At 44.5% G+C, this 23380-nt stretch carries 23 protein-coding genes; 2 read left to right on the top strand and 21 right to left on the bottom strand.

The window, feature by feature from the left end:
* Window positions 1-18: 18 nt before the first annotated feature.
* Both rplC and rpsJ read right to left on the bottom strand, forming a co-directional pair.
* Window positions 19-702: a 50S ribosomal protein L3 gene (gene rplC, locus NXH67_RS06245; protein ID WP_022778088.1), complete on the bottom strand. Its 684-nt coding sequence runs from the start codon at window positions 700-702 to the stop codon at window positions 19-21.
* 131 nt (window positions 703-833) lie between these two features.
* Complete coding sequence (gene rpsJ / locus NXH67_RS06240; RefSeq protein WP_013279995.1) at window positions 834-1145, bottom strand: 30S ribosomal protein S10; 312 nt, start codon at window positions 1143-1145, stop codon at window positions 834-836.
* A gap of 568 nt (window positions 1146-1713) precedes the next feature.
* Between rpsJ and NXH67_RS06235 the strand changes: the two genes are divergently transcribed.
* Window positions 1714-2583 carry a class I SAM-dependent methyltransferase gene (locus NXH67_RS06235; RefSeq protein WP_272796803.1) on the top strand — a complete coding sequence of 290 codons (870 nt, stop codon included), beginning with the start codon at window positions 1714-1716 and terminating at the stop codon, window positions 2581-2583.
* Between the two features lie 101 nt (window positions 2584-2684).
* On the opposite strand, the gene NXH67_RS06230 is transcribed toward NXH67_RS06235, so the two are convergent.
* The 6 genes from NXH67_RS06230 to NXH67_RS06205 form a co-directional block, all read right to left on the bottom strand.
* Window positions 2685-3419, bottom strand: a complete 735-nt coding sequence (locus NXH67_RS06230) for a GTP pyrophosphokinase (protein WP_022778086.1) — start codon at window positions 3417-3419, stop codon at window positions 2685-2687.
* 195 nt (window positions 3420-3614) lie between these two features.
* Window positions 3615-4853 carry a bacterial transcriptional activator domain-containing protein gene (locus tag NXH67_RS06225; RefSeq protein WP_272796802.1) on the bottom strand — a complete coding sequence of 413 codons (1239 nt, stop codon included), beginning with the start codon at window positions 4851-4853 and terminating at the stop codon, window positions 3615-3617.
* 9 nt (window positions 4854-4862) lie between these two features.
* Window positions 4863-5078, bottom strand: a complete 216-nt coding sequence (locus NXH67_RS06220; RefSeq protein WP_272796801.1) for a hypothetical protein — start codon at window positions 5076-5078, stop codon at window positions 4863-4865.
* A 119-nt stretch (window positions 5079-5197) separates the two neighbouring features.
* Window positions 5198-7012, bottom strand: a complete 1815-nt coding sequence (locus NXH67_RS06215; RefSeq protein ID WP_272796800.1) for a CHASE2 domain-containing protein — start codon at window positions 7010-7012, stop codon at window positions 5198-5200.
* A complete protein-coding gene (locus NXH67_RS06210) occupies window positions 7002-8090 on the bottom strand; it encodes an NHL repeat-containing protein (protein WP_272796799.1) in 1089 nt (362 codons plus the stop codon). The genes NXH67_RS06215 and NXH67_RS06210 overlap by 11 nt, the downstream gene beginning before the upstream one ends.
* 65 nt (window positions 8091-8155) lie before the next feature.
* Complete coding sequence (locus NXH67_RS06205) at window positions 8156-11296, bottom strand: InlB B-repeat-containing protein (protein WP_272796798.1); 3141 nt, start codon at window positions 11294-11296, stop codon at window positions 8156-8158.
* An 83-nt stretch (window positions 11297-11379) separates the two neighbouring features.
* Here NXH67_RS06205 and NXH67_RS06200 point away from each other — a divergent pair, with 83 nt between their 5' ends.
* Window positions 11380-12084, top strand: a complete 705-nt coding sequence (locus NXH67_RS06200; protein ID WP_272796797.1) for a GAF domain-containing protein — start codon at window positions 11380-11382, stop codon at window positions 12082-12084.
* Here the strand turns inward: NXH67_RS06200 and NXH67_RS06195 are convergent.
* From NXH67_RS06195 to rpsL, 13 genes are all read right to left on the bottom strand, one after another.
* On the bottom strand, window positions 12077-12892 hold the full coding sequence (locus tag NXH67_RS06195) for an MBL fold metallo-hydrolase (RefSeq protein WP_272796796.1): 816 nt from the start codon (window positions 12890-12892) through the stop codon (window positions 12077-12079). The two genes, NXH67_RS06200 and NXH67_RS06195, sit on opposite strands and share 8 nt — an antisense overlap.
* Window positions 12893-13095: 203 nt before the next feature.
* Window positions 13096-13659 (bottom strand): NUDIX hydrolase, encoded by a 564-nt coding sequence (locus NXH67_RS06190; RefSeq protein WP_022778078.1) that lies wholly within the window; start codon window positions 13657-13659, stop codon window positions 13096-13098.
* A 207-nt stretch (window positions 13660-13866) separates the two neighbouring features.
* Window positions 13867-14424, bottom strand: a complete 558-nt coding sequence (locus tag NXH67_RS06185; protein ID WP_272796795.1) for a histidine phosphatase family protein — start codon at window positions 14422-14424, stop codon at window positions 13867-13869.
* On the bottom strand, window positions 14421-14885 hold the full coding sequence (locus NXH67_RS06180) for an 8-oxo-dGTP diphosphatase (RefSeq protein ID WP_022778075.1): 465 nt from the start codon (window positions 14883-14885) through the stop codon (window positions 14421-14423). The genes NXH67_RS06185 and NXH67_RS06180 overlap by 4 nt, the downstream gene beginning before the upstream one ends.
* 180 nt (window positions 14886-15065) lie before the next feature.
* Window positions 15066-15851, bottom strand: coding sequence for a hypothetical protein (locus NXH67_RS06175; RefSeq protein ID WP_272796794.1), 786 nt, complete (start codon window positions 15849-15851; stop codon window positions 15066-15068).
* A gap of 123 nt (window positions 15852-15974) precedes the next feature.
* Window positions 15975-16901 carry a GNAT family N-acetyltransferase gene (locus tag NXH67_RS06170; RefSeq protein WP_272796793.1) on the bottom strand — a complete coding sequence of 309 codons (927 nt, stop codon included), beginning with the start codon at window positions 16899-16901 and terminating at the stop codon, window positions 15975-15977.
* A gap of 71 nt (window positions 16902-16972) precedes the next feature.
* Complete coding sequence (locus tag NXH67_RS06165; protein WP_272796792.1) at window positions 16973-17530, bottom strand: sce7726 family protein; 558 nt, start codon at window positions 17528-17530, stop codon at window positions 16973-16975.
* A gap of 336 nt (window positions 17531-17866) precedes the next feature.
* Complete coding sequence (locus NXH67_RS06160) at window positions 17867-18019, bottom strand: hypothetical protein (protein WP_272796791.1); 153 nt, start codon at window positions 18017-18019, stop codon at window positions 17867-17869.
* Window positions 18020-18053: 34 nt separating this feature from the next.
* The gene (locus NXH67_RS06155) at window positions 18054-18416 is read right to left on the bottom strand and encodes an HIT family protein (RefSeq protein WP_272796790.1); all 363 of its coding nucleotides are present in this window, start codon (window positions 18414-18416) and stop codon (window positions 18054-18056) included.
* A gap of 366 nt (window positions 18417-18782) precedes the next feature.
* A complete protein-coding gene (gene tuf, locus NXH67_RS06150; RefSeq protein ID WP_022778069.1) occupies window positions 18783-19973 on the bottom strand; it encodes an elongation factor Tu in 1191 nt (396 codons plus the stop codon).
* A gap of 137 nt (window positions 19974-20110) precedes the next feature.
* Window positions 20111-22228 carry an elongation factor G gene (gene fusA / locus NXH67_RS06145; RefSeq protein ID WP_022778068.1) on the bottom strand — a complete coding sequence of 706 codons (2118 nt, stop codon included), beginning with the start codon at window positions 22226-22228 and terminating at the stop codon, window positions 20111-20113.
* 57 nt (window positions 22229-22285) lie between these two features.
* Window positions 22286-22756, bottom strand: a complete 471-nt coding sequence (gene rpsG, locus NXH67_RS06140) for a 30S ribosomal protein S7 (RefSeq protein WP_026516618.1) — start codon at window positions 22754-22756, stop codon at window positions 22286-22288.
* Between the two features lie 180 nt (window positions 22757-22936).
* A complete protein-coding gene (rpsL, locus tag NXH67_RS06135; protein WP_022770014.1) occupies window positions 22937-23359 on the bottom strand; it encodes a 30S ribosomal protein S12 in 423 nt (140 codons plus the stop codon).
* Window positions 23360-23380: the final 21 nt, after the last annotated feature.

The following is a 23380-nucleotide window of genomic DNA, read 5'->3' as shown; positions in this document are numbered from 1 at the left end:
TCCTCCTTTCGCGTTCTATTAGCCTTCAACCTTAACGGTTTCCTTGATTGTAACAAGTCCCTTCTTAGGTCCGGGAATAGCACCCTTAACAAGAATAAGATTCTTGTCAGCATCTACTCTTACAACCTCAAGATTCTGAACTGTTACCTTTACGCTGCCCATGTGACCAGGCATTCCCTTGCCCTTGAATACGCGGCTGGGATCTGAACTTGAGCCATTAGAACCCTGATGACGGTGGAACTTGGAACCGTGTGCCATAGGTCCTCTGTGCTGACCGTTCTTCTTAATAGCACCCTGGAATCCTTTTCCCTTTGAAACAGCTGTTGCGTCAATCTTGTCGCCTTCTGCGAAGATATCAGCCTTGATCTCTGCGCCAAGTGCATAATCAGCAGCATTCTCGAACTTAAACTCTCTTACATATCTCTTGCAAGAAACTCCAGCCTTCTTGAAATGTCCCTGCTCAGCCTTAGTAGCGCCATGACGGTGATAGATTGTCTTGCTGCCGTTCTTGTCCTTGTTGACAGTCTTCTCTTTCTTGTCAACGTAACCAACCTGAACAGCGCTGTAACCATCGTTCTCAACTGTCTTGATCTGAGTTACTACGCATGGTCCTGCCTGAAGAACAGTTACAGGAACCAGTGAACCATCTTCCTTGAAGATCTGAGTCATTCCGACTTTAGTAGCTAAAATAGCCTTCTTCATGTTTTTTTACCTCCTTATTACGTCTACAGCGGATGCTTACTTCATTCGCAATGTCGCTTCAATTGCCTATCAGCAACTCTCCAGTTATCGCGGCATCATGCGTCTCGCATCATACTAGTAGAGGTCTGTTATTATTTCATCTTGATATTTATGTTAACACCTGCAGGCATCTCGAGTCTCTGAAGAGCCTCAACTGTCTTTGATGTAGGTGTGATGATATCGATAAGTCTCTTGTGTGTTCTCTGCTCGAACTGCTCTCTGGAATCCTTGTACTTGTGAACAGCACGGAGAATTGTAACAACTTCCTTCTTAGTAGGAAGAGGTACAGGTCCGGAAACCTGAGATCCATTCTTCTTGACTGTCTCGATAATCTTCTTGGCAGATGCATCAACAAGCTGATGATCATAAGCCTTAAGTGTAATTCTCATTACCTGATTTGCCATAAAAAAAGTCGCCTCCTTTTCGCACTTTTATGAATAAGTACGACAAGCGGTGACTGTACACTCTCCCGTGTGTGTCCAGAACCTCATCGCAAAATAAGATCCCGAACTTATCCTACACGTCGTTTCTGCCTCGGGTTAGTCGGCAGACCTAAATTAACTGTACAGTGACTTGTCGTCAGTTTGTTTGGCCGATCACTCGGTCCTTGACATTCGCTCCACGGAAAACCTGCTTAACTGGATAAAGCAGCAACCTCACGCTTCATAGCTATCATGTCACAGCGTTTATGAGTATAAAACATTTTGGTATTTAATGCAACACCTTTTTTAAAATTAATCTCTTTTTTCGCATATTAGGTGTTTTTCGCTTGTTTTTCTTGATGTTTTTTATCATATTGGAAATTCACACTACTCCGGCAGCTCCTTCGGTAGTAGAATACATCCTGCGCTTTTTCCTATTTTAAAATGCGCATTTTACTGATACTATCATTAATATAAGTAAATAACCATTATCAATAAGTAAACAATTATAAAATATTTATTGTCCATAGACATTTATAAGGAGAAACATATGTGGATTGCAGACGGATGGAAAGACTATGAGGTTATCGACACCTCCTCAGGTGAGAAGCTTGAGAGATGGGGTGACTACCTTCTTGTAAGACCGGACCCCCAGGTAATATGGAACACAGACAAAAAGCACTTCGGCTGGAAGAAATGGAACGGTCACTACCATCGCTCCAACAAGGGCGGCGGTGAATGGGAGTTCAAGAATCTCCCCGAAGAATGGTCCATTAATTATAAGGAACTTACCTTTAACCTTAAGCCCTTCAGTTTCAAGCACACAGGCCTTTTCCCTGAGCAGGCAGCCAATTGGGATTGGTTCTCTTCATTAATTAAAGAAGCTGATCGCCCGATCAAGGTTCTTAACCTTTTCGCCTATACCGGCGGTGCTACAGTATCAGCTGCCAAGGCAGGTGCCAGTGTAACTCACGTTGACGCAGCCAAGGGCATGGTAGCCTGGGCAAAAGAGAATGCTGCGTCCTCAGGTCTTGGCGATGCCCCCATCAGGTATCTTGTTGATGACTGTGTAAAATTCGTTGAAAGAGAAATAAGACGCGGCAACAAGTACGACGGAATCATCATGGATCCTCCTTCCTACGGAAGAGGTCCCAAGGGTGAGATCTGGAAGATTGAAGAATCGGTTTTCCCTTTCATCAAGCTATCTTCTCAGCTTTTATCAGATAAGCCGCTGTTCTTCCTGATTAATTCATACACAACAGGCCTGCAGCCGGCTGTTCTTTCTTATATGCTTCACACTGTCCTTGATCCCATTCATAAGGGCACAGTTGAAGCTGATGAGATCGGACTTCCCGTTAAGGGCAACGGTCTTGTGCTTCCCTGCGGCGCAAGCGGACGCTGGACTGCAATAAATGACTGATGCATACATTATTAATAAATTAAGACAAAAGAGCCGGAAGGTTGTTCCCTCCGGCTCTTACTCATGACATGATTATGAAAGCTGTATTATTTCCAAACCTATCACTTATCTTCGCTTGCATCAATCCGCTCTCTGATCTGTTGCATTCTGCGATCCAGCTGATTGATAAGGTCTGCACTGAATTTTAAGTCATCAACTATAACATCCTGGTTCTCGATATTCTTCTTGTATTTCATCTTATGTTCAAGACTTGCCCAGAAATCCATTGCTATGGTTCTGAACTGAACCTCTACCTTCATGTATTCCTTCCTGTCGGTAAGGAATATAGGTATCTGAATTATAAGATGAAGGCTTCTGTAACCGCTCTTCTTGGGTTTCTTGATATAGTCCTTTTTCTGTAATACCGTTATATCGTCCTGGTTCTGAAGACATTCCGCCAGCATGTAGATATCATCTACAAAGGAACAGATTACTCTGATACCGGCTATGTCGGAGAGCTGATCGTTGATGTTCTCAAGAGTGAAATCAACGCCCTTATTGCTAAGCTTGTTATAGATACTGACGGGAGTCTTGATCCTCATCTTGATAGACTCGATGGGATTTCTGTTGGTTATGACTGATAATTCCTTGTTAAGTACATCAAACTTGGTCCTTACTTCTGATAAAGCACATTCGTATTTCATCATAAGAACCTGAAATTCTCTTACCTGATCCTTGATCTTAAGGATATTCTCTATATCTGTCTGAGTTATAGAATCGCTTTCAATCATCTTGTCTACGCCGCCCGCAATCGCTGCGAAATCGACTTTGGAGTAGTCCTGGTGTTTAACTGCCATAGACTTCACTTCCTTTCTGCCTGATTCTTCTATGTATAGTATATCAATATTCCTTTAAAATTCTGTGAACGAAATATAAAGCTTTTCTATAACGCCCAAAATTCCGCAGAGCGCACAAGGCGCCTGCGGAATTCTCATAAGAATATCCTTTTCCCCCGAAAAGAATCTTGTAAATCATATTAAAAGCTGTGGCTGTTACTTTGCCTCCGCCAGCTTGTCGGGAAGCTCTGCCAGAGATACAACGCTGTATTCCAGCTCTGTTCTGGGTCCTGCCAGAACCTTGAGCTTGTTCAGAACCCTTCGAAATACTATCTTGCAGCTCTCCTTGCTGGTTCCCACAAGAAGGACCAGATACTGGGATGCCGAATACTTACAGTAAGTATCGCCCTGACGAAGAGTTTCGGATATAGCCTGCTGAAGGAGCTTACTCCTTGCTTCAAGCTTGGCCTGATTGGATATCTTTTTGCCCTCATAGTCTACAAGGGTAAGTAGCATCATAAATACAGACTGCCCATTTCTCTCCATGTTCCTGCTAAGGATGTGATAAGCATCGATAAAGCTGGGATAAGATACGTCATAGGCGCCTTCATCACTTGTAACAACGCTCTCCCTGTGTTCAAGGATGTCATCTCTTATCTGAAGTATCTCGTTTGGAGAGTTGGTGATCTTCCTGCTCATCTTGTCATAGCACTCAAGAAGATCGTTACTGGGAGTAATACCAAGCTCATCAGTGTAGTACCTGACAGTCTCGTTATAAATAGCATAGGCATCCTTGTATGCCTCCATGCCTATCAGCGCATTGATCTCTCCAACCTGCCACTCATCATCCGGATACAGCTCCGCCGCCTTCTTGTATACGCGGTACATGGCATCATAATCCTTGCGTTTCTGATAATAGTTGCCCAGTGATACGACGCACTCTGAATACATCTTCTGGAACTGAACGCTCTTCATAATGACCCACTCCTGCGTGGATATCTCAGGAAGGAGCTCCGATACATACAGGTCAAAAGCCTGCTTGTAAAGGATTATCTCCGTGGTATTGTCATTGCAGTTCCTGGCACTCTCCACACACTCTGTGAACCTGACCGCATCAGAATCAATCTCCACATTGTCATCAGGGAAAAAGATTCCGTCTCTGTTCACGATATAGTCGCTGTCAGGAAGTCCGGATTTCTTCAGCTGCTTGTGCATCTGATAGATCAGATTGTTGAAGCTGTTGCTGATATTGGACTGTTCTTCTCTGTCGTAGAGGATGTTGATGAGAGTATCCTTGGGTATTCCCTTTCGTCCGCTAAGCCAGACTATCTCTAAAAGCTGTATGTATTTGGCTGTCTTATTCTTGCCGATCGATATGTTCTTCCCCTCATAAGAAATCGCAAGCCCGCCAAACAGCTGTATATGTAGTTTTATTTTCGTCCCCGTGTTCTCCATATGAGTTCCTCACCTGGTTACTGCTTCTTTTGCATTGCCCACATAATTACAAACGCTAAAGCATTCACTTGAAGAATTCTTGATCTCATTCCGAAAGTTAGACCACTTGCAACACCAGCACTCTTTCATCGGAACCAGAACCCCATCATCAGGCTCCCAGTGCTCGCAGCAGTGATTCTCCTTCACAATGAGCAGGCCACTTTCATCATACATGTTACTATCCATCCCGTTCCCTCATAAATAATCGCAGACTATTCGTCTATCTTACGAGTCTAATATAGCACGAAATATTATTTCACAAACAAATTTTGTCGTGAAATAGTATTTTTTTGTCGCGGATTGTATTATCTTACCAGTTCATCCAGGGTAAGAATCTCATATCCTTCCGCCTTTCCCTTAAGCTTAATGCTATCACCAAGGGATGTTACCTTCGCCCTGTCCCCCAGCATATCCGCAACAGCCCTTGATATAAGGATTGTACCTCCGGGGGCGTTGGCTTCCAGACGAGCAGCTGTATTGACGGTGTCACCAATGGCAGTATAATCCATACGATGCGGAGCACCGATATTTCCTACAACAGCGGGTCCCCAGTTAACACCGATACCAAAAGAAACACTTCTGCCAAACCGCCTCTGAAGCTCTTCGCCAAGGGCTTTGGAGCCCTCCACCATGTCCATTGCGGCGCAGCATGCCAGATACACTGAATCCTCCTGGGGAACAGGCGCATTCCAGAATGCCATGGTACAGTCTCCCACGAACTTATCCAAAGTTCCGTGATTTTTCATAATACACTGCGTAGTGAGGGTCAGATAAGAATTGATGATCTCCACAACCGTTGGCGGATCAAGGGTCTCGCTCATAGTCGTAAAACCTCTGATATCGACAAAAAGGACTGCTATATCATAGATCTTGCCTCCCAGCTCCAAGGCTGATGTTCCCTGTTCAAGGAGCTGTTTCATGACTGCGGGATCCACATAATGGCCAAAGGTGTTCTCAACCATGCGCCTTTCCCGCTGGGCTCCGATATAATTAAGAGCCACCGACACCACAAAAAGTACGCTGACAAAAAGCGGTATCCACAGAACATGAAGCACCACACCGCCCTTCATATAGAGAACATGGCATATAAGAAGTGCTAATAGGCATACCAGCACTTCCCCTGCCAAAGCCTGAAGTATTTTTCTGTCATAGAAAAACAGAAGCATAAAAAAGCTGATGATAAACAAGGCGACAAGCTGGAGATTCTGCGAAGCCTCCTGAGGGAAAAAGCCCCTTCTGAAGGCATCCACGAGGTTAGCCTGAATCTCAACTCCGTAGATTGGAACTGCGTGATCTATAGAGGTCCGGTATTCGTCCTGAAGTCCCGGTGCATAGGGCCCTATAAGAACTATTTTCCCGGCAAAAAAGTCCGGCGGAATGCTTCCATCACAGATATCCGCCACGGAAATATAGTCGTAATAGGCTCCGCTTTTTCCAGTATATGGAATATAGAAAAATCCATCCTTTGTTGTAGGTGAAGGCGCCGGTTCAAGATTTTCGGCCTCACAGTATTTTTCATAAATGGTTCTTGAAAAGGACTGTACCCTCCCAGATTCCGGAACATCTACATATAAAAGAGCATGGCGGATAACACCGTCAGCATCGGCCATTGTATTGATGTGGCCGGTTGCCGTGACGTTTTCAAGAGCCTCATAGGGTCTGTCGTAGGCCTGAACACTCCTTTTATCCACCAAAAAACTGCTGTCTGATACAACTATGTCACTTCCAAAAGATGCTGCTGAGGCAGTGACTACATTTCTGCCATTCTCTGCGGCCGCAGCCAGATAAGCATCGCTATCCGAGTCAGCACTCTCTCCTATATAGAGGACATCGATTGCGATCACAGAAGGCTTCTCCTCAACGCTGTTCAGGATAGATATGACATCCGCCATAACGCTCCTTGGCCAGGGCATTGGTCCCAATTCCTCCAGTGCTTTTCTGTCGATGCCCAGCACAAGTATCTCACCGTCTGTAGCCTGCTGCCTCTGATACAGCACATCACTCACGGTATTATCCCAGGCATCAAGAAGCCCGGATGCTGCCACCAGAGTGAAGGCCGCAGCCACGAGAAGGGCAATTATGTTTTTCAGGAGCTTATCCGTTTTCTTTTTATTCTTCATAAGGAATCACAAATATTCTTCTGCCAAAGTTGTCGGCTACATATATCTCTTTTCCTCTGATGCAGATGCCCACAGGTGTTGTAAGTTCTACCTCAGAAGCAGCCGGATCTGTTACATCTATCGTTGTAACCTGTCCGTCACTGATCCTCCTTAGTCTGCCATTTACGGAATCAGCGACAAATAGGCTTCCATCATCAGGGGCTGCAATTCCCATCGGCGATGAAAAAGAAGCCTGTAATGCCTCCCCATCGCTATCTCCCACTTCTCCGGAACCTGCCACGATCTCCGATTCATGCTCATCCCGGTAAGGATCGCCTATCTGTGCCCGAAGAATCCTGTTATTTCCGGTCTCAGCTATATATAGGTAACCGTCGTGATATGCAAGGCCCATAGGACTGTTCAGATTGTCCAGGAAAACATGGTACTCACCGATAAAGTTAATAACCGCTATTTTGCCTTCATTGGTGTCAGACACATAGATATTACCGGCATCATCTGTAGCAAGACCGGTAGGATGATTATAGACAGCTCCCTGCTTACCACCGCTCTCACCATCCATTGCAGCATTTACCGTTTCCACTCTGCCTTCTCTTATCAGCCGCAGTGCATTATTGTCAGTATCCGATACCACATATCCTTCAAGAAAAGGAGATATTGCCCAGGGCATTCTGAAAAAAGAGGCATCTGCGTCCGCATCATTATATCCTCCGAGAGGCTCGCCATAGATGTCCAAAGTGGTGTCGTCTCCGGCGTATACTTCCGCTCCTTCAGGGCTAAGCCTCCAGATTTTTTTGGAATAGCTGTCGGTTATAAGAAGAGCATCACCGTCGAGAGCAAAGCCGCAGGGGCTTAGGTACTCAGGTAGAAGAGAGAAATCAAGAGGCGGATACTCAATCCCGGGCTCATATGCACCGGTTGTTTTCTCCTCTTGCATAGCAGCGGCTTCTTCAGGCGCGCTTTCGCTCGCAGCATACTCCGCTACCTGCTCTGATGTTGGCGTATCAGTCTGCTCAGTATCACTTTCACAGCCGGATAGTACAAGCAACATCGCAATCAGCAATATTAAGTTAGGCTTCATGTGACTCATATTCATGTATTTTCCTGTTTCATACCTTTATGCATTATCTGATATTTTCCGAATCGTTACGGAGTAGTTACAGTCATCGTATGAATGGTAGTTCCATCCTTTTCTGTCAGCTTTATAGTGATCGATTGTATATCATCCGACGGCATCATGAAACTGATAGGCGGTCCGTAGTTATCATCCGGAATAGTTACAGTAACAGACGAGCCCCCCTGACAGGAAATGGTGATAGCTGTATTGCTACTTTTCAGGGAATCAAATTTACTTGAATCCAGACCGGATATACTGATATACATTGTTCTTCCGCTTTGCGCATAGTTATAACCCTCTATTTCAAAAGGATAGGATGCATAATCAGAATACTGTATTCTTACTCTGCCTATGCTACTGCCATTGTCATTCAGTTCCATTTGCTGCCGCGGGCACTTATAGAGCCCGGTCAAATATTCTGCGATTACCGTCACATCCTCATCCGGCATTGTAAACCAGGTTGAAACATGGTTTTGGTCACCATGATATGCCAGTCGTAATGCCAAGCTTGTTTCAGGCGTTGTTGATCCACTGTATTTAATATCTGTTAAAAGAGTAAGTCCTGCCCCATCGTTCTTTTGTAATTGTCCATATACTTCCACAGTCTCATCCTTAGCATACTGCTTAGTAGGGCCTGTATTATCAGAGAATTGCATCCCATCTGTCGCTAATGTCACAGTATGTGCCTGATTTTCCTCAAGTGTGATGCTCACCGTTACGTCCTTATCAGGCATCACAAAAGTAAATGTGGAGGTATTGCGAGTCTTTGTACTCTCGCCCTCTGCCATAATCTCCGCCTTCTTAAAGACATAGTTTGCTCCGACATTAATAGTCACAGTAACCTCTACTGAAGCTCCCTGCGTTGCGCTGTCAGGTCCGCTTACCGTAGCAACACCATCATGATTAAACTGGTATGTAATGGTATGCGTTACCACTTCCAATACAAATGTGGCGCTGACAGTCACGTTTTTCCCGGGCATTGTAAACGATCTGCTGTTATCACTTCCGGATACAGCCACTGCACTGCCATCCGCATCTGTAACAGATACGGTATCAACCTTATAGCCGCTGTCAGGAGCAAGGGTAAATGACACAGTATCTCCTTCTGCAGCTGATGTGGTTCCAAGCGATATACTACCATGTTCAAGACTTCCAATAGTAATGCTGTAGGTTGTAGCAGGCAAAAGCTTAAAGGTTACGCTGACGCTGACGTTTCCGGCGGGCATAGTGAAGGAATAACTGTTGCCGCTTCCGCTTACGCTCACACTACCTGAAGGACCGGAAGCAGTCACACTATCAACTTCATAGCCTTCTGCCGGTACACAGGATATGGTCACATTGGTTCCCTGACTTGCGCTGCTTGCTGATGCAGTGGCGCTTCCACCGGTTCCTGCAGATACAGAGATGCTGTAAGTTGTCTCAGGCTTTTTACTGAAAGATACGGAGACTGTAACATCGCCCGCAGGCATGGTAAAGGAATAACTGTTTCTGCTTCCAGATACGGAAACACTTCCATCAGAACTTGTAGCAGTTACGGATTCCGTTTCATATCCATCGTTCGGCGAGCAGATTATTGTGATCCGCTCACCCTTTATGGCACTACCGGCAGAAGCTGCTGCGCTTCCACCTCTTCCCGATGATACTGATATACTGTAGGTCTGTTCCTGTATTGCCCTGAAGGTCACGGTAACAGTAACATCTTTTGCAGGCATGGTAAAAGAGTAACTGCTGCCGCTTCCGGATACGCTTACTCCGGTTACAGAAACAGAATCAACCTCATATCCCTCAGCCGGAGTCGCTGTAATATTAACGGTAGCGCCCTTCGTGGCAGAACTCTTATCCACACTTACGCTGCCGTTCTCTGCTGTAGCTACGGTTATCTTGTAGGTTTTTTCTGTCTTATCGTCTTCTTTTTTATCATCGTCATTTTTGTCATCATTATTGTCATTGTTATTATTGTCATCGTTATTATCGTTCCCTCCACTGTCTGTATTGTCGGAGGGCTGCTCATTGCCGGAATTGTCTCCGCCGCCTGAGCCGCCGCCATTACCGTTACCGGTGTTTCCTGCATTCCCGCCGTTACCACCTATACCTGTTGGCACTCCGATTCCTGCGGGAATCTGAACATTTGAAGCACTGGTAGCTGTACCGACAGAACCTGTGCCTGTTCCCCTGCCACTCTCAGATTCTCTCTCCGGAACGTCCTCCGAATTATTCTCAGTATCCTCGGTATCCGGATTGATCTCCCATACATTATCCTTGGAGACATTCTGCTCCTGAATCCGCTCCTCTTCTTCGACTCTGGCAATAAGTTCTTCTTTGACCGCCTCGTCTTCCTGTATCCTTTGCTCTATTTCCTCCAACGGGATGCTTCCTACGTCAATTCCGCTGGCTTCTTTTATCTCCTCAGATCTTCCCGCCTCAATAATAGCCATAAGGACATAGCCCTTAACATCATCAAGATCAATATCTCCAACCTCTGCGCTGACCGACAATCCTGCCTTATCGTCGCCTTTATCTGACTTATCTTCCTCGCCTGTCTCATCAATCTCACCTGTAATGCCGGTTTCTGCGACTGCAAAAGTACCGCTCTGCCCTGGCTCCAGCTCAAGGGTTGTGGTCTCATTGGTCCTGGTGTTGGTCACAGTACAGACAAGTCTTCCGGTATATAGATTGATCACCACATGACTATGATCAACTATGGTAACATCCGCGTTGGTTCCTCTGATACCCATGATCATATTTGAGGTCTTGATATTCAGGGTCTCATCCTCTGCAAGGGGCTTGGAGACATCAAAATAGAGCCCTCCCGAAGCAAGGAGAACTTCCAGTTTCTTGCCGTTCTTCCTGATCTCTGCCTCACTTACAGAGTCCAGTTTGACAGCCTTGGATTCATCAAGTTTGAAATAAGCGAAGCTACGGGATGCTGTAGTGATATGATTGCCGGTAAAAAGGCGCATGTTGTCGGTTGCTTTTATTTCTTTTCCCGCGCTGTCACTTACCTCGACCGTGCCCTCAATCCTGGAAAGTCTTATGACGCTTGCTGCATCAGAAACAATCTCTTCAGCCCTCGTATACAGCGAGGATGCGAAAAGACAGTTAAGCAGCAGCAATATGGAGATGGCCACATAGGGAATCCCGGCCTTCATTAACTTCCTGTAAAGTCTCAATACTTTTTCTCTCCAAGATGATATAATTGTTAATATATGAACGTTATTTAGAATAAGGCTCTGCCTGAGAAAGGTACTAATCTATGAGCGGATACAATCTTGATCGTCTTGTAACCCTGACAACACTTATGTCCCGACCCGTGGACCAGGATGTTCTCTTTGAGGTGGCCCTTAAGGAATCAATGCTGATTGGCAACTGTGATGGAGGTACCATCTACACCATCGAGGACAACAAGCTCATGTTCAGATATATCTACACCATATCCAAGAGCATCGCCATGAATTATCAGGCCGGTTCTCTGGATATTCCGCCGGTACCTATGCAGAAACAGTACGCCTGCGCCTACTCCGCCATCACCAAAAAGAGACTTAATCTCAAAGATGTCTACGTCTCCAAGGAGTTTGATTTCACCGGCACCCGCAACTACGATGCAATGAACAATTACCGCACCTGCTCAATGCTGGTTGTGCCAATGCTGGTAGGTAACGGCGAGGTAATGGGCGTTCTGCAGCTCATTAATGCCAAGGATAAGTATGGCATGTGGATACCTTTTACCCAGGAACAGGAGATGCGGGTCAGCGCAGTGGCTTCCATAACCGCTCTGTATCTGGAAAATCTCAAGCTAAAGGGACAGCTGGCAGAACTCACCAAGAAGGAAGATTCCGAAGAAAATGATTCTTCCGGTAAGTCCAGGTCCTCCAAACCAAAGGCCAAAGCCGGCGGCATTGGTAAAAAAACTCAAAAGAAATCCGGGACCTCCGGCTGGCACACCAAGAGCATCAAGTGATCTCAATTCTCATTCCGCTTCTTGCAAAGGCGATGTTTTTATCACCTATTTCTGCCTCAAGTTTCTCCAGATCACTGTCTCTGTGTTTGGGATCGTGATGGATCAAAAGGAGCCTACCTGCCTCACTGGCCTTGTACAGCTCAATCGCCATCTCCGGCGTGGAGTGGCCAAAGCCTTTTCTGTTCTCATATTCAGCTGATGTATATTGTGCGTCGCACAAAAGTACATCAGCATTTTTGCTGAAACGGACCAGTCTGTCGGAGAGGCTCTCTCCTATCTCACAGTCCGTGACATACACAACTTTTTTACCCTCGTAGGTCACTGAAAGGGCCAGACACCCTCCGGGGTGCCTGACTTCCATGCCTTCTATAAGGATCACGTCCCTTCCGTTTAGTATGGACAGCGGAAGCTCCAGATCCACGTATACGAAGTTGGAAGGGTATTCCGCGATGGTCAGAGGCCAATAGGGCGGTGAATAGGCTTTTTCTATCTGGGCCTCTATGGATCTGCCGTTTGCCTGCCTCCCATACAGGGTTATCTTCCTGTCCTTTTTGGATAATTCAGGGAAAAAGGGAAGTCCGATAATATGGTCAAGATGGGGATGGGACATGACAACATAGATGCCTTCCTTGTCATCAAGACTTGGCGCATCGATTATCCCTGTACCGGCGTCCAGGAAAACCACCTGGTTTCCCGCCTCCAGCATGTAGCAGGAGGTAGCTCCGCCGTATTTGATATATTCACTTCCGCTTACCGGAACAGAGCCTCTGGCTCCCAGTATCGTCAGGGAAAAAGGCGATCCCGCCATTGCCGCTTCCTCCTTTCCCCGTTTAGTTTGGCATAAACATCTGATTCTACTTACTATTATCCCTTTAACAGGTATAGGTTGGCACCCTTTATTTTATTAAAATATTATAAATTTTTATACGAAAAAGCAGGCATCAGTGAAATTATCACCAAGGCCTGCTTATATGTTCTACAGTAAATTGTTCACAAACATTCCGCCTTATCTTAATTGTAGTTGTAAAACTCAAGGGCAAACAGGATTGCCAGTATTGAAACGCCGTCCATAGTGCGGTTTTCTCTAAGGAGCGTTTTGACTTCATCTATGGGCATCCACACTTTTTCTGCCACTTCATCCACGTCCAGAATGCTGCTTTCTGTGTCTACCTTGGCGCCAAAAACGTGCAGGACATTATCAGCCATTCCGTTGGCAGGATTATGAGAGCAGAGAAATTGTAAGTCCTTCAGAGTACAACCGGTCTCCTCCATGGCCTCGCGCCTGGCTGCATCTTCTTTTGATTCTCCGTCCTCGACACGCCCAGCGGGAATCTCCCACTCCAGTCTTCCCACTGTATACCTTTTCTCGTGGATCATAAGGATCTCGTTCTTCTCATTAAAGATCACGATACTGACAGCCTCATGGGGGTAATGGATCTGATGATACTTATCTATTATCTGTCCGCTGGGAAGTTCTACTTTGTCTGTGTAAAGGCAAACGTAGTCGCTTTCGTAGATGGTGGTTCGCTCCAGTCTCTTTGGCATCTTGTCTGATTCTTTTGTGTTGTTACTCATTGCTGCCTCCTATATAATGATCATCTTTTGCCTGACATTATTTAACTGTCACAGCTCATGTTTCATAAAGTATTCCCGAATCTGTCCTGCTCCTCGATCACAGCGGCCCTCTCTGCTCCTGTGGCATTTTCTCTTGCATATGAAGAAATGTCTCTCAGCTTACTTATTCCCCAAAATGTCTTTTCTCATATCACCTACGAGTCCCCTTTAATCATCGCGCCTTAGTACAATTGCTTCCCCATTCCTGTATTCCACACGATTTTTGTCTGCCGTGAAGCCTTCTTTTCTCAGTGCCTTGATCAATGTGTGCATGAAAAAACCATGTGTGACTATTGCACAATCTTCATTACTCTTGATAATCTGTTTTACAAATTGCTCTGCTCTTATAGTGGTATGTGCCTTAATCTCAGGTTGCCTCTTGATTCCAGTCAGCCACTGCAACCTCCCCAACACATTCCAAAACCATAGAGGCATTTTGACCGCTGTATCAAAACCAGAGCGAAGCGGAACCTCATTTATCAACGACGTTCTCTTGAAATCTCTTTTGCCAAATATCGCTTCTGCGGTCTGCAAGGTTCTGTTCAATTCACTTATGTATATGTTCTGCGCATTGTTACTCATCGCACTTGCAGGCGCAGTGCCTATAGATGCTACATCAATCGGAGCCTTATCATACAATGAACACTGCTCATCAAACTCAGCCGATGTACACCACTTTTTCCAGTCATGAAGTACTTTTCCATGTCTAATTACAACTATTCTCATTTAATCGATACCGTCCAGTTATCTCCATCCACCAGGTATTGGAACTCTGTATGCTCAGGATTATTGATGACTTCCAATAGTTCTTCCAGGTCATTCACGGTGTCTAATTCCTCCAGTTTGCTGTATTCAACCCACTCCATCTTACCTTCGGATGAAGATATCACCTCTCCACTAAACTCGCTTGTTTTGAAAAGAAATACTATGTATCTTCCATTTTCCTTTCCACCATCTATTATTGGAAACTGCTTGACTCCCGCCAGCCTTGGATTCTTTATGTCCAGCCCCGTTTCCTCTTTCATCTCTCGAATAACCGCATCAACAAAAGACTCCCCGGGCTCCACGTGACCTCCGGGAAGAGTATAACCTTTCCAGTCCTCTTTAATTCTATTCTGAAGCAGCACTTTGTCCCCGTCTGAAATAAGACAAAGAACTGTTATTTCAGCAATTTCTGTTCTACCCATATACTCCCCGTCTCCTTTGCATCAATACTCAAATTATACTGTCCGGGCAAGGGTTTGTCATTTACTTTGTATTCAAAATGCCCATAACAAAAGGGTTCCAAGCATTATGCCTGAAACCCGTTAAATAATAATATTTATTGTGTCATTGTCAGCAACCTTCTGATCGCAATATGCTTCCCCTTAAGCCTCCAGATAAGCAGTATATGTTTCTTCATATGCGTTTCTCTCTTCAAAAAGTTTTCTTATCCGTTCCTCCTGATCCTTCTCCTCCTGCTTCTCCTCTTTCTCAAGGAGGGCCTCATGCACATTCTCAAGCTCTTTATCAATCCTGTCCATGAGCTTATCCCATTCCTTAACACTCATTTCCTGGCTCCCTATCTGAATTTTGACCTCCGTCTCATTATTTATCAGCTTTTCAAAAAGCTCCATTCTGAAAGCACTGATCTGCTCCGTCAAAGTCGTTTTAACTGTCTCAGGCTCTATCTCAGATTCTTTTTCAGCATCCGGAGTTTCTGACTCTGAAGCTGCCTCCTCTGCGGTTTCAGTTTTTTCCTCCTCCATCTCCATGCGTTTCCTGGTGCAGTGATTATATTCAGAAATTGCACGCATAATGGCCTTGAGATCCTCGGGCGTAAACATGCCTGCTGCCTTTGCCAAAGTATCGATATTATCTACGTTCACATGAAGGCTGCCACCGCTTGGAAGGGCTATTTTCAGCACCTTTTCTTTTTCATACATATTTCCCAGAGTTATAGCATTCTGCTCGTAGTCGCAGACGAAAGTTACTCCTTTATACTGTATGACACCATCCTTCGCCAAAAAGCTGTAGGGGCATTTCTTTTCAGTTTCAGCCTTAAGTGTCCGGCCAAAACTTCCTACGCCTTCTGCGCCTTTAGTATTCTCTTTTTCTAAAGAAGACTTATACGATCCCATCAGATAATCATTCGATATTGCCGTTATTCCCATATTGCCTCCGGATAAAAAGTGTTTCCAAGAAATAAAAAACGTGCCCCTTCAAGGATGGTCAATCCATTGAAAAGACACGCATTTCCATTGCTATCTATTATATCGGCATTATCCTTTAATTATTTATAGGTGCGCCTCTGCCTTACTCTTAATATAGCTATCAGCCTTTTTAAGCATCTCTTTTTTGTTGTCATACTCTAAAACATTAATAGCTTCTTCCAGGCTAAGGCTCTTGAGAGACCTGACCTCGTTTGGTCTTACGATGTGCGGACATGTATCTTTATATTCAGCAAGGTAATACACAACCTGCTTTGTTATGCCAGGTTTTTCCGAAAGCCGGTACAACTCGCTTTCTCTAAAGTCAGTACAAAGCTTAACATCAAGATCTGTTTCTTCTTTTATTTCACGAAGAGCAGTATCTTTTTCTGTCTCGCCTTCTTCCATATGTCCTTTGGGAAAACTATGGAATCCGCTCATTTCTTCTACAAGAAGATATTTAATTGTCCCGTCTTCAACCGTATAAACTATCGCTCCACAAGACTTTTCAAACTTATTATAAAAATCATTTTTACGAAGTTCCATATAGGTATAAACCGCAGGATCTTCTCCCATAGCGATAACATACTCCGGCATTTCTTTCTGTACGAACCCCAGCCTACGGTACAGATTTAGCGCTTTAACATTGGATGGATGTGGATCAACCCACAGGTTTTCAGCCCCATGTTCGAACGCTTCCACGATAGAATTAAGCAGTGCCTGCTTTGCGATCCCACGGCCCCTTGCAAATTTAAACAGCTTGATGTCTAATGATGCATTTTTAGTTGCCTCATCTATGCGATACTGAGTCTCGCCGCAGTATTTGCCATCTTCAAATATAGAATAGTGATTTTGCATTGGTCTGGAATCTATAAATCTATCCAGCCACTGCCGTACACCCTCTTCTGTCTCCTGTAATCCTCCCGGCCAGATGTATTTCATAACATCTTCATCTGCCCAGAGGCTCTGTATATTCTTGACATCCTCGTATGTTGATTCTTTTATAGTTATCATTTATGCCTACATCCTCCCAACAAACACTTATTCAATACTTTTATAGAGTAAATCATTCAGAAATATCTTACCTAGTCCTCAAAAATAGAGTAATCCCTCTCAAAAAGGACTTCCAACATCTGCTTTCTAAGTAGTTCCTTATCCACGCTTGCTATAAGATACTTCTTGCGATACATCTTACTCTTGTCAGAGTACTTGTACAGACCATTCTTCTCTTGCATTACGGCAAGTTCACTCCTCCACAGCAGTCCCATCTGGTTGTTCAGCTTTACCTTTGGACTGCGCTGGGGCATACGCATCTCGTAGCAGTCGAGCTTTCCACCGTCATCTTCAACAGTAATGATTCCCCAATGGTCCGGAACATGCTCCCTTATATGCCCTGCATGGCTGCTTCCCACGACAACATAGTTATAGTCAAAAAATCTGTCGTAGTCCCTGACCTGCCTAGTAAGCCTTTCATAGGTATCCGCATCGCTCTTAATCTCTATGCCATACAGCCCCTGATCTGTAACCATGACTATATCTGCTCTTGATCTGCCCATTGTGAGCTCTTCAAAGAAGCGTATCTTTCCATATTTTATTTCAAGGTAGTCGCAAAGGCCATCCCTTATATCTGCATCACGGAGCATAACTCAAATACCTCATTACAATCTCTATCCAACCACTAAACTGCTTCTTGATTTATGCCTGAGACATACGAGATCAAGTTAAATGCATCTTTTAATATGCCTTGCAGATGGCTAAATCCCTTATATTTTAAGTTTTTCACTCACTTATGCATATGAAAACTTCAATTTTCTTCCTCTTCATATGCTTTCCGCCTTTCTCGATTCTCTCCCCAAGCTCTCCCCGGTCACATCCTACATACTAAAGTCCTTATTAGATACACTTTCATATGCATGTACGCTCTGTAACAGTCCCGTTCTGCTCAGCTTAGCCTATGAAATGCATATTATTGGTTGGCTCTAGAAGTAATTCGTATGCATCAGACCAACTCTTTTGTTTTTATCATGATTCCCTGACATCAAATTAGTCAGCCCGTTTTCATCTACCGGCATATTCCTGACAAATTCCCATTCTTTTTCTGCATCAGTGTTTATCCCCTTTAATTCAAGCATACCAAGCCTCCATTACTATTTTATTATAATGTTATCAATTTAAAGATAAGAATTCTTTCATCATGACATATATATTTTGCTTATCCTCATCAGTAATCTTACTAGGCTTCTTCAAAGCATAATGATGAGCAAACTCTTCATCGATATAACTGTTGTCACCAATTACTACCGGCTTACTGTATCTTGGTCGACAATGCAAATGAACATGCGGATTTGGATTATCATCTTTGTAGAAGTTATTCAGAAGACATGTCCAGTTACATAGATCTGCTCCAAGAATTGCCTTCAAGCAGGATTCTATCCTTTGAATAATTAGCCGCAAATCAGTCCACTCATCCTCATACAATGTGTATTTTTTATCTTCATCAGATAGATTACACCACTCACAGTTACTCAATAGCATCCTCCACTTTTGCTTTCTTAAGCATTAGTCCTCCTTACACCGGGGCTAAATAGTTCATCGTTGTTTAGAATAATAAATGAAATCATCATCACGTCTTACTTCCGAGTGTCCCATTTTTGTATAAAAGGAGTTAGTTCTGATACTCCAGATTGGTGTATCAAGCTCCTTTTAACCCCATAGAAAAAGCGGGTGTCTTACCCGCTTGTTGGTGGACCCGGGTCTTTCGACCAGCCCAGAAGGCGTTTGCCTTCTCCTTAATAGAATATTACCATTTTCCGCTTTTAAAAACAAATAAAAAAAGAGCCTCAAGCACAAGGCTTGAAGCTCTTTGAATTCAGTGTTTATGCAATCCGATAAGAATTACTCAACGATTGTAGCAACCTTACCTGATCCAACTGTACGTCCACCCTCACGGATAGCGAACTTAAGACCCTGCTCCATAGCGATAGGGTGAATAAGCTCGATAGACATTGTTACGTGGTCACCAGGCATGCACATCTCAACACCATCAGGGAGGTTGCAGACACCTGTAACGTCAGTTGTTCTGAAATAGAACTGAGGTCTGTAGTTTGTGAAGAAAGGTGTATGACGGCCACCCTCGTCCTTAGTAAGAACGTAAACCTCAGCAGTGAACTTCTTGTGGCAAGTTACTGTGCCGGGCTTTGTGATAACCTGACCTCTCTGGATTCCATCACGGTCAACACCACGAAGAAGAAGACCAACGTTGTCACCAGCCTCGCAGTAATCCATAGTCTTTCTGAACATCTCGATACCAGTACATACTGACTTAGATGTCTCTTCCTTGATTCCAACGATTTCGATTTCGTCGTTGAGGTTAAGGTGACCTCTCTCTACTCTACCAGTAGCAACTGTTCCACGTCCTGTAATTGTGAATACGTCCTCAACAGGCATAAGGAAAGGCTTATCTGTCTCACGAGTAGGTTCAGGGATATACTCATCAACTGTGTTCATGAGCTCGATGATCTTCTCACCCCACTCGGACTTAGGATCCTCAAGAGCCTTAAGAGCTGAACCACGGATGATAGGTGTGTCATCTCCAGGGAACTCATACTCTGTAAGAAGGTCTCTGATCTCCATCTCAACGAGGTCAAGAAGCTCAGGATCATCAACCATATCGCACTTGTTCATGAATACGATGATGTAAGGAACGCCTACCTGACGAGCAAGAAGAACGTGCTCCTTTGTCTGAGCCATAACACCATCAGTAGCAGCAACAACGAGGATTGATCCATCCATCTGAGCTGCACCAGTGATCATGTTCTTTACATAGTCAGCGTGGCCAGGGCAGTCAACGTGAGCATAGTGTCTGTGCTCTGTCTCGTACTCGATGTGAGCAGAGTTGATTGTGATTCCTCTTTCCTTCTCTTCAGGAGCCTTATCGATCTGATCGAATGCTACTGCAGGGCTGAATCCTCTGTCAGCAAGTACTGCTGTGATAGCAGCTGTAAGAGTTGTCTTACCATGGTCAACGTGTCCGATTGTACCAATGTTAACGTGCGGTTTGGTTCTGTCAAACTTAGCTTTTGCCATTTCTAAAAATCCTCCTTAAGTGAAATGTTACTTAAACATTTTCATACATAATTTAACCGACTATATCGATTATATTAAATGTTTGCCACTAAATCAAGCATTTTGCTTGATTTAAGCGGCTCACATTTACTTTTTTATCAGTTGCCCTTGTTAGAAAGGACTTTTTCCTGAACGTTCTTCGGAACAGGAGCATACTTCTCGAAGAACATTGAGTAGTTACCACGTCCCTGTGTTCTGGAACGAAGGTCTGTTGCATATCCGAACATCTCTGCAAGCGGTACATGTGCTCTAACGATCTTACCACCGCCAAGGTCGTCCATACCTTCAACCTGTCCACGACGAGAGTTAACGTCACCGATAACGTCTCCCATGTACTCCTCAGGCATAGTAACCTCAACCTTCATGATAGGCTCAAGAAGAACAGGTGCACCCTTCTGCATAGCATCCTTGAATGCCATAGATCCAGCGATGTGGAATGCCATTTCTGATGAGTCAACCTCATGGTATGATCCATCATAAACTGTAGCATGAACACCAACAACAGGATATCCACCAAGAGTTCCGGCCTTCATAGCCTCCTCGATACCTTCGCTGATAGGCTGGATGAATTCCTTAGGAATAGCACCGCCGACAACTTCGCTATCGAACTGGTAAAGATTATCTCCGTTAGCATCCATGGGCTCGAAACGAACCTTACAGTGACCGTACTGACCACGTCCACCGGACTGCTTAGCATACTTAGACTCAACGTCTACAGCCTTTGTGATAGCTTCTCTGTAAGCAACCTGAGGAGCACCAACGTTAGCCTCAACCTTGTACTCTCTAAGAAGTCTGTCAACGATGATATCAAGGTGAAGCTCACCCATACCAGCAATGATGGTCTGACCTGTCTCAGGGTTTGTATGAGCTCTGAAGGTAGGATCCTCTTCAGCGAGCTTCATAAGAGCCTCATCAAGCTTCTGCTGACCAGCCTTAGTCTTAGGCTCGATAGCAAGCTCGATAACGGGATCAGGGAACTCCATAGACTCAAGGATTACAGGGTTCTTCTCATCACAGAGTGTATCACCTGTAACTGTGTTCTTAAGACCAACAGCTGCCGCGATATCACCTGAATAAACCTTCTCAAGGTCTGAACGCTTGTTAGCGTGCATCTGAAGGATACGTCCAAGACGTTCCTTGCTATCCTTTGTACTGTTAAGTACATAAGATCCGGAATTAGCTGTACCACGATATACACGGAAGAATGCAAGCTTTCCTACGAAAGGATCGCTGACAATCTTGAATGCGAGAGCTGCGAAGGGGCCATCATCTGTTGACTCAACCTCAATCTCGTTGCCATCCATATCTGTTCCCTTACAAGCAGGGATATCAAGAGGTGAAGGCATGAATTCGATAACAGCATCGATAAGCTTCTGGATACCTCTGTTCTTGTGGGCTGAACCACAGCAAACAGGGAATGCCTTACACTCACATGTAGCCTTACGAAGAGCTGCCTTAAGGTCAGCAACTGACGGCTCTTCACCCTCAAGGTACTGCATCATAAGGTCCTCATCAAGATCGCAGATCTTCTCAACGAGCTCTGAGTGATAAAGCTCAGCATCATCCTTGAGGTCAGCAGGAATCTCACCAATCTGAACATCCTCGCCCTTATCACCGTTATAGATGTAAGCCTGCATCTCGAAAAGATCTATAACTCCCATGAACTGATCCTCAGCTCCGATAGGAATCTCGATCATAATAGCATTTTTCTTAAGTCTATTGCGAATCTGCTCAACAGCTCCGAAATAGTTTGCTCCAATGATATCCATCTTGTTGATGAATGCCATACGAGGAACATTAAATCCGTCAGCCTGACGCCAAACGTTCTCAGACTGAGGCTCAACGCCTTCCTTCGCACTGAATACGCCTACGGCGCCATCAAGTACACGAAGTGAACGCTCAACCTCAACGGTAAAGTCAACGTGACCGGGTGTATCAATGATGTTGATACGGTGCTCTAAAGCGCCGGGCTTTGTCTTTCCGTTTTCCTGAAGTGTCCAGTGGCAAGTTGTAGCTGCGGATGTGATTGTGATACCTCTCTCCTGCTCCTGAGCCATGTAGTCCATGGTAGCAGTTCCTTCGTAGGTCTCACCAATCTTATAGTTAACACCGGTATAGTAAAGAATACGCTCAGTAAGAGTAGTCTTTCCTGCATCGATATGAGCCATGATACCAATGTTTCTGGTTCTCTCCAATGGGTATTGTCTCTCAGCCAAAGGTTCTTCCTCCTAAATTATTAAATGAAGCTTAACCTGATAATTCCCAAGTACAGATTAGAATCTGTAGTGTGAGAATGCCTTGTTTGCTTCTGCCATCTTGTGCATGTCTTCTTTTCTCTTTACAGCTGCACCAGTGTTATTGTATGCATCCATAATCTCTGAAGCGAGTCTGTCAACCATAGTCTTCTCGCCTCTAGCACGTGAAAAGTTTACAAGCCAACGAAGTGCAAGAGCCTGACGTCTATCAGGTCTAACCTCGATAGGAACCTGGTAAGTAGCACCACCAATACGTCTAGCTTTTACTTCGAGAGCAGGCATGATGTTATTCATAGCTCCCTCGAATATTTCAAGAGCAGGCTTACCAGCCTTCTCCTCTACCTGTGCGAATGCTCCGTATACGATCTTCTGAGCTACACCCTTCTTGCCATCAAGCATAACTGTGTTGACAAGCTTGGTTACAACCTTGTTATCGTATAAAGGATCCGCTAATACGTCACGTTTTACAATATGTCCTTTACGCGGCACGGTTCTTCCCTCCTTTAGAATTGCAATGATAGTAATAAAATCACTGCTTACTACAATCATCGGTACTCACTAATTAGTGTTCGTGCGGTTTTCTAACTAATTACTATATTTATAGAATAGAACAGAATCCCAACACTTATTAAATTAGTACTATTAATAGTTCTGTAATTAAATAATTAATTACTTCTTGGCTGCCTTAGGTCTCTTAGCGCCATACTTAGAACGAGCCTGTTTTCTGTCGGCTACGCCTGCAGTATCAAGAGTACCTCTGATGATGTGGTATCTTGTACCAGGCAGATCCTTAACTCTTCCACCACGGATGAGAACAACGCTGTGCTCCTGAAGGTTGTGTCCCTCACCAGGAATGTAGCTTGTTACCTCAATACCGTTAGAAAGACGTACTCTGGCGATTTTTCTCAGAGCAGAGTTAGGCTTCTTAGGTGTAGCTGTCTTAACAGCTGTGCAGACACCACGCTTCTGAGGAGAAGCTGTAGCAGTTGCCTTCTTGTGAAGAGAGTTGAAACCCTTCTGAAGAGCAGGTGCTGTAGACTTCTTAACAGATGTCTGACGACCCTTTCTAACTAACTGGTTAAATGTTGGCATTCTTCTTACCTCCTATTTTGA

This window comes from Butyrivibrio sp. DSM 10294, assembly GCF_028539135.1.
Lineage (GTDB): Bacteria > Bacillota > Clostridia > Lachnospirales > Lachnospiraceae > Butyrivibrio.
The sequence above is the reverse complement of the archived record's forward strand: the minus strand, read 5'-3'. Positions and strand labels throughout refer to the sequence as shown.

What these genes read in the sequence shown, in the direction of transcription:
- rplC (WP_022778088.1), bottom strand. Translation starts at nt 702, where the DNA reads ATGAAGAAGGCTATTTTAGCTACTAAAGTCGGAATGACTCAGATCTTC.
- rpsJ (WP_013279995.1), bottom strand. Translation starts at nt 1,145, where the DNA reads ATGGCAAATCAGGTAATGAGAATTACACTTAAGGCTTATGATCATCAG.
- NXH67_RS06235 (WP_272796803.1), top strand. Translation starts at nt 1,714, where the DNA reads ATGTGGATTGCAGACGGATGGAAAGACTATGAGGTTATCGACACCTCC.
- NXH67_RS06230 (WP_022778086.1), bottom strand. Translation starts at nt 3,419, where the DNA reads ATGGCAGTTAAACACCAGGACTACTCCAAAGTCGATTTCGCAGCGATT.
- NXH67_RS06225 (WP_272796802.1), bottom strand. Translation starts at nt 4,853, where the DNA reads ATGGAGAACACGGGGACGAAAATAAAACTACATATACAGCTGTTTGGC.
- NXH67_RS06220 (WP_272796801.1), bottom strand. Translation starts at nt 5,078, where the DNA reads ATGGATAGTAACATGTATGATGAAAGTGGCCTGCTCATTGTGAAGGAG.
- NXH67_RS06215 (WP_272796800.1), bottom strand. Translation starts at nt 7,012, where the DNA reads ATGAAGAATAAAAAGAAAACGGATAAGCTCCTGAAAAACATAATTGCC.
- NXH67_RS06210 (WP_272796799.1), bottom strand. Translation starts at nt 8,090, where the DNA reads ATGAAGCCTAACTTAATATTGCTGATTGCGATGTTGCTTGTACTATCC.
- NXH67_RS06200 (WP_272796797.1), top strand. Translation starts at nt 11,380, where the DNA reads ATGAGCGGATACAATCTTGATCGTCTTGTAACCCTGACAACACTTATG.
- NXH67_RS06195 (WP_272796796.1), bottom strand. Translation starts at nt 12,892, where the DNA reads ATGGCGGGATCGCCTTTTTCCCTGACGATACTGGGAGCCAGAGGCTCT.
- NXH67_RS06190 (WP_022778078.1), bottom strand. Translation starts at nt 13,659, where the DNA reads ATGAGTAACAACACAAAAGAATCAGACAAGATGCCAAAGAGACTGGAG.
- NXH67_RS06185 (WP_272796795.1), bottom strand. Translation starts at nt 14,424, where the DNA reads ATGAGAATAGTTGTAATTAGACATGGAAAAGTACTTCATGACTGGAAA.
- NXH67_RS06180 (WP_022778075.1), bottom strand. Translation starts at nt 14,885, where the DNA reads ATGGGTAGAACAGAAATTGCTGAAATAACAGTTCTTTGTCTTATTTCA.
- NXH67_RS06175 (WP_272796794.1), bottom strand. Translation starts at nt 15,851, where the DNA reads ATGGGAATAACGGCAATATCGAATGATTATCTGATGGGATCGTATAAG.
- NXH67_RS06170 (WP_272796793.1), bottom strand. Translation starts at nt 16,901, where the DNA reads ATGATAACTATAAAAGAATCAACATACGAGGATGTCAAGAATATACAG.
- NXH67_RS06165 (WP_272796792.1), bottom strand. Translation starts at nt 17,530, where the DNA reads ATGCTCCGTGATGCAGATATAAGGGATGGCCTTTGCGACTACCTTGAA.
- NXH67_RS06160 (WP_272796791.1), bottom strand. Translation starts at nt 18,019, where the DNA reads ATGCTTGAATTAAAGGGGATAAACACTGATGCAGAAAAAGAATGGGAA.
- tuf (WP_022778069.1), bottom strand. Translation starts at nt 19,973, where the DNA reads ATGGCAAAAGCTAAGTTTGACAGAACCAAACCGCACGTTAACATTGGT.
- rpsL (WP_022770014.1), bottom strand. Translation starts at nt 23,359, where the DNA reads ATGCCAACATTTAACCAGTTAGTTAGAAAGGGTCGTCAGACATCTGTT.